This is a genomic window from Sphingomonas sp. IC081, assembly GCF_006874585.1.
Taxonomy (GTDB): Bacteria; Pseudomonadota; Alphaproteobacteria; order Sphingomonadales; family Sphingomonadaceae; genus Novosphingobium.
Window position 1 is genome coordinate 3,609,457 of the sequence record NZ_CP029761.1, and the last position, 13,051, is coordinate 3,622,507.

The 13,051-nt window shown below is 66.0% G+C and carries 15 protein-coding genes; 10 read left to right on the plus strand and 5 right to left on the minus strand.

Features of this window, described 5'->3' with window-relative positions:
- Positions 1-5: 5 nt before the first annotated feature.
- The 3 genes from DM450_RS17095 to DM450_RS17105 all read right to left on the minus strand — a co-directional run bounded on the left by DM450_RS17095 (position 6) and on the right by DM450_RS17105 (position 2,163).
- Entirely contained in the window at positions 6-539 is a 534-nt protein-coding gene (locus tag DM450_RS17095; protein ID WP_185928641.1) for an ExbD/TolR family protein, read from the minus strand.
- 109 nt (positions 540-648) lie between these two features.
- A complete protein-coding gene (locus tag DM450_RS17100) occupies positions 649-1,422 on the minus strand; it encodes a MotA/TolQ/ExbB proton channel family protein (RefSeq protein WP_142636810.1) in 774 nt (257 codons plus the stop codon).
- Positions 1,423-1,494: 72 nt separating this feature from the next.
- Positions 1,495-2,163, minus strand: coding sequence for a TonB family protein (locus tag DM450_RS17105; protein ID WP_142636812.1), 669 nt, complete (start codon positions 2,161-2,163; stop codon positions 1,495-1,497).
- A 392-nt stretch (positions 2,164-2,555) separates the two neighbouring features.
- Here DM450_RS17105 and DM450_RS17110 point away from each other — a divergent pair, with 392 nt between their 5' ends.
- Together DM450_RS17110 and DM450_RS17115 are read left to right on the plus strand one after the other, a co-directional pair.
- Positions 2,556-3,413: a hypothetical protein gene (locus DM450_RS17110; RefSeq protein ID WP_142636814.1), complete on the plus strand. Its 858-nt coding sequence runs from the start codon at positions 2,556-2,558 to the stop codon at positions 3,411-3,413.
- A 76-nt stretch (positions 3,414-3,489) separates the two neighbouring features.
- The gene (locus tag DM450_RS17115; RefSeq protein WP_142636816.1) at positions 3,490-4,797 is read left to right on the plus strand and encodes a homoserine dehydrogenase; all 1,308 of its coding nucleotides are present in this window, start codon (positions 3,490-3,492) and stop codon (positions 4,795-4,797) included.
- 111 nt (positions 4,798-4,908) lie between these two features.
- Here DM450_RS17115 and DM450_RS17120 read toward each other — a convergent pair whose 3' ends face one another.
- Positions 4,909-5,415 carry a hypothetical protein gene (locus tag DM450_RS17120; protein WP_260609956.1) on the minus strand — a complete coding sequence of 169 codons (507 nt, stop codon included), beginning with the start codon at positions 5,413-5,415 and terminating at the stop codon, positions 4,909-4,911.
- A gap of 66 nt (positions 5,416-5,481) precedes the next feature.
- Here DM450_RS17120 and glpX point away from each other — a divergent pair, with 66 nt between their 5' ends.
- Together glpX and DM450_RS17130 are read left to right on the plus strand one after the other, a co-directional pair.
- Positions 5,482-6,456, plus strand: a complete 975-nt coding sequence (glpX, locus tag DM450_RS17125; protein WP_142636819.1) for a class II fructose-bisphosphatase — start codon at positions 5,482-5,484, stop codon at positions 6,454-6,456.
- Positions 6,457-6,591: 135 nt separating this feature from the next.
- The gene (locus tag DM450_RS17130) at positions 6,592-7,527 is read left to right on the plus strand and encodes a ribose-phosphate pyrophosphokinase (RefSeq protein WP_142636821.1); all 936 of its coding nucleotides are present in this window, start codon (positions 6,592-6,594) and stop codon (positions 7,525-7,527) included.
- 66 nt (positions 7,528-7,593) lie between these two features.
- Here the strand turns inward: DM450_RS17130 and DM450_RS17135 are convergent, their stop codons facing one another.
- Positions 7,594-8,538: a helix-turn-helix domain-containing protein gene (locus tag DM450_RS17135; protein WP_142636823.1), complete on the minus strand. Its 945-nt coding sequence runs from the start codon at positions 8,536-8,538 to the stop codon at positions 7,594-7,596.
- A 215-nt stretch (positions 8,539-8,753) separates the two neighbouring features.
- Between DM450_RS17135 and hisN the strand changes: the two genes are divergently transcribed.
- The 6 genes from hisN (at position 8,754) to pheS (ending at position 13,051) form a co-directional block, all read left to right on the plus strand.
- Positions 8,754-9,539, plus strand: coding sequence for a histidinol-phosphatase (gene hisN, locus DM450_RS17140; RefSeq protein ID WP_142636825.1), 786 nt, complete (start codon positions 8,754-8,756; stop codon positions 9,537-9,539).
- A gap of 7 nt (positions 9,540-9,546) precedes the next feature.
- On the plus strand, positions 9,547-9,978 hold the full coding sequence (locus tag DM450_RS17145; protein ID WP_260609957.1) for a gamma-glutamylcyclotransferase family protein: 432 nt from the start codon (positions 9,547-9,549) through the stop codon (positions 9,976-9,978).
- 181 nt (positions 9,979-10,159) lie between these two features.
- A complete protein-coding gene (gene rpmI / locus DM450_RS17150; RefSeq protein WP_021232722.1) occupies positions 10,160-10,363 on the plus strand; it encodes a 50S ribosomal protein L35 in 204 nt (67 codons plus the stop codon).
- A gap of 13 nt (positions 10,364-10,376) precedes the next feature.
- Positions 10,377-10,736, plus strand: a complete 360-nt coding sequence (rplT, locus tag DM450_RS17155; protein WP_142636829.1) for a 50S ribosomal protein L20 — start codon at positions 10,377-10,379, stop codon at positions 10,734-10,736.
- 229 nt (positions 10,737-10,965) lie between these two features.
- Positions 10,966-11,838: an AraC family transcriptional regulator gene (locus tag DM450_RS17160; RefSeq protein WP_185928642.1), complete on the plus strand. Its 873-nt coding sequence runs from the start codon at positions 10,966-10,968 to the stop codon at positions 11,836-11,838.
- Positions 11,839-11,953: 115 nt separating this feature from the next.
- On the plus strand, positions 11,954-13,051 hold the full coding sequence (gene pheS / locus DM450_RS17165) for a phenylalanine--tRNA ligase subunit alpha (RefSeq protein WP_142636833.1): 1,098 nt from the start codon (positions 11,954-11,956) through the stop codon (positions 13,049-13,051).

Below are 13,051 nucleotides of genomic sequence, written 5' to 3' on the forward strand. Positions count from 1 at the left end.
GAACGTCAGGCGTTCGGGTCGACCGGGTTGGAGATGAAGCCAACCGTCGGGTAACCCGCAATCTGAACGTTGTAGATCGCGCCGGCCACGCAACGCCACGGGGCGTTCACGTCACCACGGATGTGGACCTGCGGGACCAGATCCGGGTTGTCCTTCAGGGCTTCCGGACCACCAGCACGCTTCACGATAGCGTCGAGACGCTTGAAGGCCTGGTCGTAGAGTTCCTTGGAGGTAACCGGCGTGATGTTGTTGAAGTAAACGCGGCATTCGCCATTGCGCGAAGCGCCCTGGTAGCCGGGTTGACCCGCGCTGAGACCCGCATCGTCGGTGGTCGTGACAGTGAGGAGGAGGTTCTCCACCTTGTCCTTCGATTCTTCCGACTTGATGATGGGGATCTTCAGCTTTTCGATCGTCTGGATCGCGACCGGGACCGCGATCAGGAAGATGATCAGAAGCACCAGCATGACGTCGACGAGCGGCGTCGTGTTGATGTCGGACATCGGTGTTTCGGCACCGCCTCCGCCCGAGGATATCGCCATAGTCTTATCCTATTCCTTGCGTTGCCCTGGGGAGGCGGCGGACGCAGCCTGCGCCGCCACCTGGGTTCCCCGTGGGCACGCCGCCCTGAAGCGGCGTACCCCGTGCTGCTTACGGCTTGGCCGGAGCAGCAGCCGGCTTGGCCGGAGCAGCGGCGGGCTTCGCCGGGGCAGCAGCAACCGCGGGCTTCACAGCGCCCTTCGAGTTGATGTTGGCAAGCAGGTCGCTCGAGAAGCCGGTCAGCACTTCGGCGATGCGCTTGTTGCGGCTCTGCAGGTAGTTGTAGGCAAGAACGGCGGGAACGGCGACGATCAGGCCGAGGGCGGTCATGATCAGCGATTCACCGACGGGGCCGGCAACCTTGTCGATCGAAGCCGAACCGGCGATGCCGATGGCGATCAGGGCGCGGTAGATGCCGACGACGGTACCGAACAGACCGATGAACGGAGCGGTTGCGCCGACGGTGGCGAGGAAGGGCAGGCCCTGGGCCAGGCGCGAGTTGATCGAGGCTTCCGAACGCGCGAGCGAAGCGTGCATCCAGTCGTGGGCTTCGAGCGAGTCGGTCATCTTCGAGTGCTGTTCTTCAGCAGCGATGCCGTCGTCGACGATCTGGCGCCATGCGCTGTTCTTTTCCAGCTTGGCAGCGCCTTCACGAAGGGTCGGGGCCTTCCAGAACTGGGTGCGGACGGCACCGAACTGGCGCATGATCTTGGCCTGTTCGAACCACTTGGTGAACAGGATGTAGAACGAACCGAACGACATCACGCCCATGATGATCACGGTCGCGTACGAAATGAAACCACCGGCCTGAAGAGCTTCGACGAAGCCGAACTTGTTCTGCGGCGCGGCTTCGCCAGCGGCGGCAAGGATGTCAACGATAAGCATGCGAATTACCTCTCAAGAAGAATGCAGGATTTGGCGGGACCCAGCGTCTGGTAGTCCCGGCCGTGCCGTGGATTAACTGAGCTTGTAGACGATCGACGTCGCGAAGGAGCCGCTGGTCGGGTTACCCGCGTCATCAAGAGCGGGGTTGAAACGACCGAAACGGTTCATACCTTCACAGGCGGCGGAATCGAGCTCGGGGCTGCCGCTGGAGCTGGTGACGGTGCAGCTCGAAACACGGCCATCGGGACCGATGCTGACACGCACGCCAACACGACCTTCACGTTCTTCGCGCAGGGCCTTTGCAGGGTATTCCTGGTTGAAACGCTGGGTCCAGTTGCCCTTGACCGAAGCGCCACGCGCCTTGGAGGGAGCCGGGGGAGCCGGAGGTGCCGGCGGGGCCGGAGCGGCCGGAGCCGGGATCGGAACCGCGGGCAGCGGAACCGGCGGCGGCGTGTTGACAGTCGTCACCGGCGGCGGGGCCGGCGCGATGTTGATAGGCGGCGGCGGCGCCACGATCGGCGGCGGCGGCGTATCCTGCTGCTTGGGAGGCGGCGGCGGGGGCTCTTCCTCCTTCGGTTTCTCTTCCTTGATGTCGACTGTGGTCACCTTGTTGATGACCTTTTGCGCGGCTTCGTATGCCAGACCCGTGACGAGTGCATAGCCTACAAAGACGTGAATCAGCGCGACAATGACAAGCGCGGTAATCTTGTTACCGCTCATTTGCTGGTCAGCGTAAGCCATTCAAACGCATCACTCCATTACCAAGCCCAGAACCCGCCCGGGTGCGGGACAGGTCCAAAGGCGCCCATGGCCCGCCCCGTGAGGAGAGGTCCATGACGAAACTCCAAATTACCCACCCTGACGGCTAACAGTCTGCCGATCCGTAAACGATGCAACGGGTTGGCGAACCGCGGGGCATTTTCGTTTTTTTGCCCCATTTTGCGAGTTTCCTTAGCGGTACCGTTGCTCCTGTGCAACGCCTTATCGGCAGCGGAACCGTTAACGCCCGATTCAGGGCATATAAGTTCCAAGGGTAAAAAGGGGATTTTGTCTGAGGAATGCGGCGACGAATTTGTGCCGCATGTCCCTGGCGGCTATGGCCAGCCCCCAACGTTTCCCAGAGTGAGACACCGATGCCTGCGAATCCGACCCGCGTTGCCCTCAGACTGGCATGCCTTGCCCTTGCCGCGCAGACGCTTCCGGCCCATGCGCAAGTGCAGGTCGGTGCGGCCGTGCCGGCGCGCGGGGAGCCGACTTTCGCGGATGTCGCCGATCTTGCCGATTCGTCGGCTCTGGTGGTGCGCGCGACGGTCCGCAAGATCGTGCGGGTCGAGGATGCCCGGGCGCCGGGACTGACGGCGGGCATGGGCCGTTTCTACATCAATGCCCAGACCGTGGCCTTGCTGACGGGCTCCTCGCCGATCGGCGAATCGATCGCCTATCTGGTCGACCTGCCGCTCGATGCCCGTGGCAAGCCGCCCGCGCTCAAGAAGCAGGACGTGCTGCTCTTTGCCCGCGCCGTGCCCGGCCGTCCGGGCGAGCTGCAGCTGATTACGCCGACCGCTCAGCAGCTCTGGAGCGAAGCGGCCGATGCGCGCCTGCGCGGCATCCTCAAGGCGCTCATTTCGCCCGATGCGCCGGCGCGAATCACCGGCGTGCGCGAGCTGCTCTATGTCCCGGGCAATCTGGCCGGGCAGGGCGAGACGCAGATTTTCCTCAACACCGCCAATGGCTCGGCAGCGTCGATCACCGTCGTTCACGCGCCCGGCGCGGCCCCGGCATGGGGGGTGTCGTTCTCCGAACTCGTGGCAGACGTCGGTCATCCGCCGCAGGCCGACACGCTGGAATGGTACCGCCTGGCCTGCTTCCTGCCGGCCAATCCGCCCTCGCGCGCCAATGTCTCGGAAGGTGTCGAGGCGATGCGTCAGGCCGCTGCCGACTACCGCCTCGTCCTTGCGCAACTCGGCGGTTGTCGCCGCAATCTTCGCTGAGCGCGGGGGAAGAGGCGTGAAGGTACTGGAATTTCGCGTGCGGCTCGCTTAGGGCCCGCACGCGAAAGGGAAGTCCATGGTTGAACCGCTGAATATTGCGCTGGCCGGTCTCGGCACGGTCGGGGCGGGCGTTGTCCGTCTCATCGAGACCAATGCCGAACTGATTGCCCGGCGTGCGCGCCGCCCCATCCGTATCGCCGCCGTGAGCGCGCGTGATCGCAGCAAGGACCGCGGGGTCGACCTCTCGGGCTACGACTGGGTGGACGATACCGCTGCCCTGGCCGCCCGGCCGGACGTGGACGTGGTTGTCGAGATGGTCGGCGGCTCGGACGGTCCGGCGCTGGCGCTGGCCCGCAACGCCATTGCGCAGGGCAAGGGTTTTGTCACCGCCAACAAGGCAATGATCGCGCACCACGGCCTTGAACTGGCCTCGGCGGCGGAGGCCGCGGGGGTGGCGCTCAAGTTCGAGGCGGCGGTCGCGGGGGGCATTCCGGTCATCAAGGGGCTTGCCGAAGGGGCCGCTGCCAATGCCATAGAGCGGGTCTACGGCATCCTGAACGGCACCTGCAACTACATCCTTTCGACCATGGAAGACACCGGGCGGGACTTTGGCGACGTTCTCGCCGAAGCCCAGCGCATGGGGTATGCCGAGGCCGATCCCACGTTCGACATCGAAGGCGTTGACGCCGCGCACAAGCTGTCGATCCTGGCTGCGATCGCCTTTGGTTCGCGCCTGCGTTTCGACGCGGTGGAGACCTCCGGGATCTCGCGCGTGAAAGCGGCGGATATCGAACAGGCGCGCTCGCTTGGCTACGTGATTCGCCTGATCGGCATGGGCGAGATCGACCGGACCGGTGGCGCGCCGCGCCTGTTCCAGCGGGTGCGCCCGCACCTGGTGCCGTTCGATCACCCGCTGGCCAGTGTCGACGGGGCGACCAATGCGGTCGTAGCCGAGGGCAACTTCATGGGCCGGCTGCTGTTCCAGGGGGCCGGTGCCGGCGACGGTCCGACCGCCAGCGCGGTGGTTGCCGACATCATCGACATTGCGCGCGGCGAAAAAGGCGCGGCGTTCTCCATGCCGGCAGGCGAGCTCGAGGCGATGGAGCCGGCCGAGACCGGCCATCGCCGCAGCCGCAGCTACATCCGTTTCACCGTGCCGGACCGTCCGGGCGTGCTGGCCGACATCACCGCGGCCATGCGTGATGCCGGGGTGTCGATCGCCAGCATGATCCAGAAGGGGCTCGCCGGGCAGGAGGGCGAGGTGATCCTTGCCATCGTCACCCATGAAGGGCCGGAATCGGCGGTCTGCGAGGCGATGCGGGTGCTGGAGGGGTCGCAGAGCCTGACCGCCGCGCCGCTGGTGATGCAGATCATCGAGGGATAGATGGGCCGTTTGGAAATTCGCTGAAGGGCGATTTTCGACGGGCCGGTCCAGAACCGTCGCGGACGCCCCGGCTCCTCCCAGAGCCGGGGCGTCCGTCCTTCCGGCGGCGCCTCAATGCGCGCGCAGTTCGCCCTTGGCGACGAGATCGGCGTCCGATCCGGCAGGAGCCTCGGGAATCTGCGAAAGGTCGATGATCAGCGGCTGGGCGGGCGGGCAGGGCGGAATGAAGCAGCCCTTGGCCACCGTCACGCCGGGCATGTGCTTTTCGAAATCGGGTGCGCGCAGCCGTCCGTCGTTGGTCCCGGCCTTGCCGGTCGGATCGCTGTCCGCCGTCGATTCGACGCGGAACTGGTCTTCATCGGGGGCGCAGACGACGATTTCCCCGGCGCGGGTGTTGCGCACGCAGGCACGGTGGCTGCGATCCGGGGTGATCCGGCCGCCACCTGCCATCATCTTTTCGGCGATGGCCTTGTCCGCATCCGAGATGGTGCTGCCCGTCGTCGCGGCGGTGCCGGACGAGGCCGTTGCGGCCGCCGAACCGGCCGGGTTTTCCTGCGCCATCGCGGCAGCGGGAGAGAGGGTCGCGATTGCGAATAGCGCGCGCCATATCCTCGACAAGTGGTATTCCTCTGTCTAATCCCCCTCCCCGAACCTTATCCCTCCACGCCTTCATGCGGAGTGTTCATGCCCGAAGCAAGCAAAGTCCTCGATCGCGTCCTCGTTCTCGAGATGGTGCGCGTGACCGAGGCGGCGGCCATCGCGGCTTCGGAGCTGGTCGGCAGGGGCGACGAGAAGGCAGCGGACCATGCCGCGGTGGAGGCCATGCGCAAGGCCTTCGACACGCTCTACATGGACGGCACCGTGGTGATCGGCGAGGGTGAGCGCGACGAGGCGCCGATGCTGTTCATCGGCGAGAAGGTCGGCGGCGCTCCCGGGCGCGGCCCGAAGATCGACATCGCGCTCGATCCGCTGGAGGGCACCACGATCACCGCCAAGGCCGGTCCCAATGCGCTTGCGGTGCTGGCGGCGGCGGAAGAGGGCGGCCTGCTCAACGCGCCCGACGTCTACATGGAGAAGCTGGCGATCGGCCCGGGCTATCCCGAGGACCTGATCGACCTCACCAGGAGCCCGACCGAGAACGTCCAGGCGGTCGCCGCCGCCAAGGGCGTGAAGCCCGAGGAAATCATCGTCTGCGTGCTCGATCGTCCACGCCATGCCGGACTGATCGCCGAACTGCGCGGTATCGGCTGCGGTGTCGTGCTGATCGGCGACGGCGACGTCGCCGGGGTGATTGCGGTGACCGACGAGAACACCACGATCGACATGTACATGGGCTCGGGCGGGGCACCGGAAGGCGTGCTGGCGGCCGCGGCGCTGCGCTGCGTCGGCGGCCAGATGCAGGGGCGCCTGCTGTTCCGCAACGACGACGAGCGGGCCCGTGCCCGCAAGTGGGGCATCGAGGACCTCGACAAGATCTACAAGCTGCGCGATCTCGCCAAGGGCGACTGCATCTTCGCGGCGACCGGCGTGACCGACGGTTCGCTGCTGGCGGGCGTCAAGCGCCTCAAGGGCGGCACGATGACGACCGAGAGCGTGGTCATGCGCGCGAGTTCGGGAACGGTTCGCTGGATCAAGGGCGAGCACCGCCTTCGCGGCTGAATTTCAGGTGCTTGACGGCAGGAAGGCCGGGTCACGGTGACGCGGCGTCGCTTTGATGTTGCAATCCGATGACTCATGGCTAGAGGCGGGCGCGTTCAGCCACCCATCACTTCCACGCCGTCTCGGGGATTCGCCATGAAGATCATGTCCGGCAACAGCAACCTTCCGCTCGCGCGGGCCATCGCAGCCTATCTCGAGCTGCCGCTGACGGACGCGGCCGTACGCCGCTTCGCCGACGAGGAAATCTTCGTCGAAATCCACGAGAACGTCCGCGGCGAGGACGTGTTCATCGTGCAGCCGACCAGCTATCCGGTGAACGACAACCTGATGGAGCTGCTGATCTGCATCGATGCGCTGCGCCGCGCGTCTGCCAAGCGGATCACCGCCGTAGTGCCTTACTTCGGTTATGCCCGCCAGGACCGCAAGCCCGGCCCGCGTACGCCGATCTCGGCCAAGCTGGTCGCCAACCTGCTGACCGAGGCGGGTGCCGACCGCGTCCTCTCGGTCGACCTGCACGCCGGCCAGATCCAGGGCTTCTTCGACATCCCGACCGACAACCTGTTTGCCGCGCCGGTCATGGCTGCCGACATCCAGGCCCGCTACGGCGACCAGTCGCTGATGGTGGTCTCGCCCGACGTCGGCGGTGTGGTTCGCGCCCGCGCGCTGGCCAAGCGTCTCGACAACGCCCCGCTCGCCATCGTCGACAAGCGCCGTGACAAGCCCGGCCAGTCGGAAGTGATGAACATCATCGGCGACGTGAAGGGCCGCGCCTGCATCCTGATCGACGACATCATCGATTCGGGCGGCACCCTGTGCAACGCGGCCCAGGCGCTGATGGACGAGGGCGCCACCAGCGTCACCGCCTACATCACCCACGGCGTGCTGTCGGGTGCGGCGGTCAGCCGCGTCACCAACTCGGCGCTCAAGGAACTGGTCATCACCGATTCGATCCAGGCCACCGAGGACGCCAAGGCTTCGGACAAGATCCGCATCCTGACGATCGCCCCGCTGATCGGCGAGGCGATCCGCCGCATCGCCGACGAAAGCTCGGTCTCGAGCCTGTTCGACTGAGGACCGGTCTCCGGATCGAAGGCATTCAGGGCCCGGGACGCAAGTTCCGGGCCTTTCCTTTGTTGGCTACTGCCAGGGGCGCGTCTGCCCCGGCTGCAGGCGCTTGAGCATTTCCAGCCGCCGCGCCTGGCGCGCCTCCAGGATCAGCGTGAGGATCGGCTGCGGGCGCTTCACGAATTGGCTGGGCGACATGCCGAACAGTTCGGTGAACTCGTGGATCAGGTGGCTTTCGTCGTAATAGCGCAGGGCGATCTCGTCGGCCTCCTCGGCATCGACAACACCGCGCAGATAGCTTGCCATGTCCAGCGCGCGGGCGCGGCGCAGGACCTGCTTGGGGGACATCCCGAAGTCACGGTTGACCACACGTTCGAGAGTACGCCGCTCCACCCCGCATTCGCGCGCGGCATCGGCGACGGTGATCGAGGGGGAGCGGTAAGTGATCGTCTCGAAGCGGGCGGTGACCGGATCGGGCGGCGGACAGTCCATCTGCTCGATGCGGTGGCGGAAGGTCTGCTCCAGCCGTTGCAGCCATGCCTCCGGACATCCATCCGGCCCAAGCATCGCCAGGTAGCATTCCGAGGGAATCGACACCGCGCTGGTCGAGACCAGCCTGTCCACGTAGTCGCTTATGCGCGGGCCCTGCATGGCGGTGCAGGCACCGGGGCGAAAGGCAATGCCCACGCTGGTGAAACTGCCGGTCACCGTGATCGGCATGCGGTGGGTCTGCGGGCCGAGGAACAGGGCGGCCTTCTCGAATGCATGTTCGCCGTCCGCTGCCTTGGCGGTCCACTTGCCGTCGATCTGGATGCGCAGGGTAGCCGTGTCGCTGAACAGCCCGCACGACAGGGTGTATCCGGCGGGGGCGGCGACGCGCGACACGTAGAGGCGCGCGATCCACGGCGCCAGGTCGACTGCCGGGGCGCGATTGTACGACAGTGGCTGGCCGTTACGGGCAAACCCCTGCTCCGGCGCCAGGGCCGGGTCGACGGCTGGAATGGATCTTTGCAGCATGCCCCTACTCTTGCAGAAGGTGTGCTTCTGCCATGCCGGGATAAATGGGGCGGCATGGCGCTGCAATGTGTGAAAAACACATAAGGTCCGGTTCAGGGGTGATTTCCGGGTGCGGGGATGCGGCGTGGGGACGGGCTCGACGCTGGCCCGATGCTGCCTGGGAGGGGATCGCGTGCCGCTTGACCGCGCCGGGCTGGAAAAGGCACAGGAGCGGCATGAAACTCGATCAGGATATCGCTCTCGCCATGCGACTCGCCGATGCGGCGGGCGAGGCGATCCGCCCGCATTTCCGCTCCGGCCTTACCGCCGAGCGCAAGTCCGACGCGTCTCCCGTCACCATCGCCGACCAGGCGGCCGAGGAGGCGATGCGCCGCATCCTCAAGGCCGAGGTGCCGCAGGACGGGATCATCGGTGAGGAGTTCGGCACCGAGGAAGGCACGTCGCGGCGGACCTGGGTGCTCGATCCGATCGACGGCACCGTCTCGTTCATTGCCGGGCGTCCGATCTTCGGCACGCTGATCGCGCTGCTGGTCGACGGCTGGCCGGTGCTGGGGGTCATCGACCAGCCGATCCTGCGTGAGCGCTGGGTCGGTGCCAGCGGGGCGGCGACGACGTTCAACGGCCAGCAAGTGCGCACCCGCGCCTGCCGCGAACTGTCGGAGGCGATGCTGGCGACGACCGGGCCGCAGTACTTCAACGACCACGAGGGCGAGCACTTCATGGCGTTGGCCGCCAGGACCGATCACAAGCGCATGATGATGGGTGGCGACTGCTACAATTATGGCCTGCTTGCCTCGGGCCAACTCGACCTGATTTGCGAAGCCGGGCTCAAGCTGCACGACTGGGCGGCGCTGGTGCCCATCGTCGAGGGTGCGGGCGGGACGATGTGCGACTGGAACGGCGACCCGTTGCACCAGCAGTCCGAAGGCCATGTGCTGGCCATCGGCGATGCGGCGCGGCTCGAGGACGTGGTCGAGGCGATGGCCTGCCACCACCACTGAGCCGATCTTGGCGCAGGACCTGTTTGTCTACGGTACGCTCCAGCCCCATGCCGGAACGCGCATGGGGGAGTGGATCGCGGCGCGCATGGCCCATGCCGAGCCGGCATGGGCGCCGGGCCGGATTTTTGCCGTGAAGGGCGGAAATGGCTGGTTCCCTGCGCTTCTGCCGGCGCGCTCCGGCGCCGGCGTGCGGGGCACGCTGTGCCGACTGGACTTGCGGCCGGGCGATCTTGCCCGGCTGGACCGCTACGAGGGGCGCGAGTATCGCCGGATCTGCCTGCCGGTACGCCTTGCCTCGGGGCGCCGGGCGCCGGCGCAAATCTATGTCTGGCGTGCCCCGCAGCCCAAGGCCGCGCCGGTGATCCGCGATGGGGATTACCTCGGCTGGCTGGCCAGGACCGGCCGGCGGCCTTTCACCACGCTGCGCAACGGGACCTGAGGCCGCGAAATCCGCGAGGACGGCGCGAGATGGTCGGCAGGGCTTGCGCTGCGGGCCATCTCCCCCTAAAGGCGCGCCCTTCAATCGACACGGTTGAGTCTCCGCAAGGGGATTCGCTCGTCCGCCTGGCGAAAAGGGCTGCCATGGCTGACTGGACGTGTCTGCTGCGAAAGGAAACGAAATGCCCAAGCTGAAGACCAAGAGCGGTGTGAAGAAGCGCTTCAAGCTCACCGCCACCGGCAAGGTGAAGCACGGCGTCGCCGGCAAGCGTCACCGCCTCATGAGCCACAACGGCAAGTACATCCGCCAGAATCGCGGCACCGAAGTCATCTCTGACGCCGATGCAAAGACGATCAAGAAGTGGGCGCCCTACGGGCTCAACTGAGGAGTACTGACCTATGAGCCGTATTAAGAGGGGTGTTACCACCCGCGCCAAGCACAAGCGTATTCTGGACCAGGCCAAGGGTTACCGCGGCCGCCGGAAGAACACGATCCGCGTTGCCCGCCAGGCCGTCGAAAAGGCCGGCCAGTACGCGTACCGCGACCGCAAGGTCAAGAAGCGCACCTTCCGCGCCCTGTGGATCCAGCGTATCAACGCTGCCGTCCGCGCCGAAGGCCTGACCTACTCGCAGTTCATCCACGGCGCCAAGCTCGCCGGTATCGAACTGGATCGTAAGTCGATGGCCGACCTCGCCATGAACGAGGGTTCGGTGTTCTCGGCCGTGATCGCTCAGGCAAAGGCTGCTCTGCCGGCCTAAGCCGATCGTTTCGGGGCCTTTCGAGGCTCTGAAATCGCGATCCGCGAAACAGTTACGGGGTGCGGGCGCTATGGCGTCCGCACCCCGAATTGTTTCTGCTTTCATTGTTTTAACGGCACGGGCGCGCCGAATTGCTTTGCGCGCTTGGTCAAGAGCCTGTAATTTTTCGGCGCGAGGGGCAGTCGACATTGCCGTGACGACAAGCAGGGGCAGTGACAAGAAGCAGGGAATGGCAGCCAGGCGGGTCATCATCCAGTACTGCCCGGTCCCTCCGGGGCTTGAGCGCTACGTAACGGCCTTGTTCTACTGCGACGTCGATCTCGGCGCCGATGAGCGCCTGCACGACGTCCTTTGCCCCGACTGGGCGACCTTCCGGTTCCATTACGGCTCGCCCGTGCGGGCAAGCACACGATCTGGCAGCAGGATCGATGGCAGCCGCTTTACCGTGAGCGGGCCGCGCGCCCAGGAAGTGCGTTTCTCGATGGGAACGGCGCGGCACTGGGGGTTCCGCGTCACCCCGCTGGGTTGGGCTGCTCTCATCGATGCCCCGGCCTATCTTTATGCCGACAGGTTGGTGGACGGTGATGTCGACGTGGTATTTGCGCGGTTCCTGCCGCTCCATGGCCTGCTGTCCGATGTTGATGTTTCGCCCGGGGTCCATCTCGATTGCCTGATCGCGTTCCTGGCCGGGCTGGAACTGCGGGAGGTGGCACACGAGGCGTTGATCGTCGCGATCGGCGATGCCGTCCTCGATCCGGAGCTGCGCACCGCGGTTGACCTTGCCGCGGCAGTGGGCGCGCATCCGCGCATGGTCGAGCGGGTGTGCCGGGCCGCTTTCGGTTTCTCGCCCAAGCTGCTGCTGCGTCGCCAGCGTTTCCTGCGCAGTGTCGAGCAGTTTACCGAGGCGCCGGCGCGGAAGTGGATCGGGGCGATGGACGAGGCCTACCACGATCAGGCCCAGTTCGTGCGCGATTTCAAGGCCTTCATGGGGATGACCCCGCGCGAGTATGCGGCGCTCGACAAGCCCGTGACGGAAACGCTGATGCGCGAGCGGGTTCGGCTCGGCCGGACGGGCATGGGGCGGCGGTTCCGGGCGGGCTGATCGGGGGGCAGCCATGCGGCCCCTGCAGGCGCGGCGCGCTCTCGCCGTTGCGATTCTCGCGCGCTCCCCCTAAGGACCGCGCTTCCAGATATCAGCAACAGTCAGGCAGACACCAGTGGACTACGCAGCAACCGGCCAGGAGGCGCTCTCGCGGATCGCGGAAGCATCCGATCTCGATACGCTGGACGCACTGCGTGTCGAGTTTCTGGGCAAGCAGGGTTCGATCTCCGGCCTGCTCAAGACGCTGGGCAAGCTCGATCCCGAAGAGCGCAAGGTCGAAGGCCCCAAGATCCATGGTCTGCGCGAGAGCGTGAACGATGCGCTCGGCGCCCGCAAGGACGTGCTGGAGACGGCGGCGCTGAACGCCCGTCTTGCCTCCGAGACCATCGATCTCTCGCTGCCCGCGCCCGAAGCGCCGCGCGGCACCGTTCACCCGATCTCGCAAGTGATGGACGAGATCGCCGAAATCTTCGCCGACCTCGGCTTCTCGGTCGCCACCGGGCCGGAGATCGAGGACGACTGGCATAACTTCACCGCGCTCAACATGCCGGAAAGCCATCCGGCACGCGCGATGCACGACACGTTCTATTTCCCGGACCGCGACGCCAAGAACCGCGAGATGCTGCTGCGCACGCACACCTCCCCGGTGCAGATGCGCACCATGCTCGCGCAAGGCGCCCCTCTGCGCATCATCGCGCCGGGCCGCGTCTACCGTTCGGACAGCGACGCCACCCACACGCCGATGTTCCACCAGGTCGAAGGTCTGGTGATCGACAAGGACGTTCACCTTGGCCACCTCAAGTGGACGCTGGAGACCTTCCTGAAGGCGTTCTTCGAGCGTGAGGACATCGTCCTGCGCCTGCGCCCCAGCTACTTCCCCTTTACCGAGCCTTCGGTGGAAGCGGACATCGGCTTCACCCTGATCGACGGCAAGCGCGTGATCGGCGGCGATCCGTCGAAGGGCGAGGGCGGCTGGATGGAAGTGCTCGGCTCGGGCATGGTCAACCGCCGCGTCATCGAATTCGCCGGGCTCGATCCCGACGAATGGCAGGGTTTCGCCTTCGGCATCGGCATCGATCGCCTTGCCATGCTGAAGTACGGCATGGACGACTTGCGCGCCTTCTTTGACGGCGATGTGCGCTGGCTCTCCCACTACGGTTTCTCCGCCCTCGACGTGCCGACCCTTTCGGGCGGCGTTGGCACTCCGGCCTGA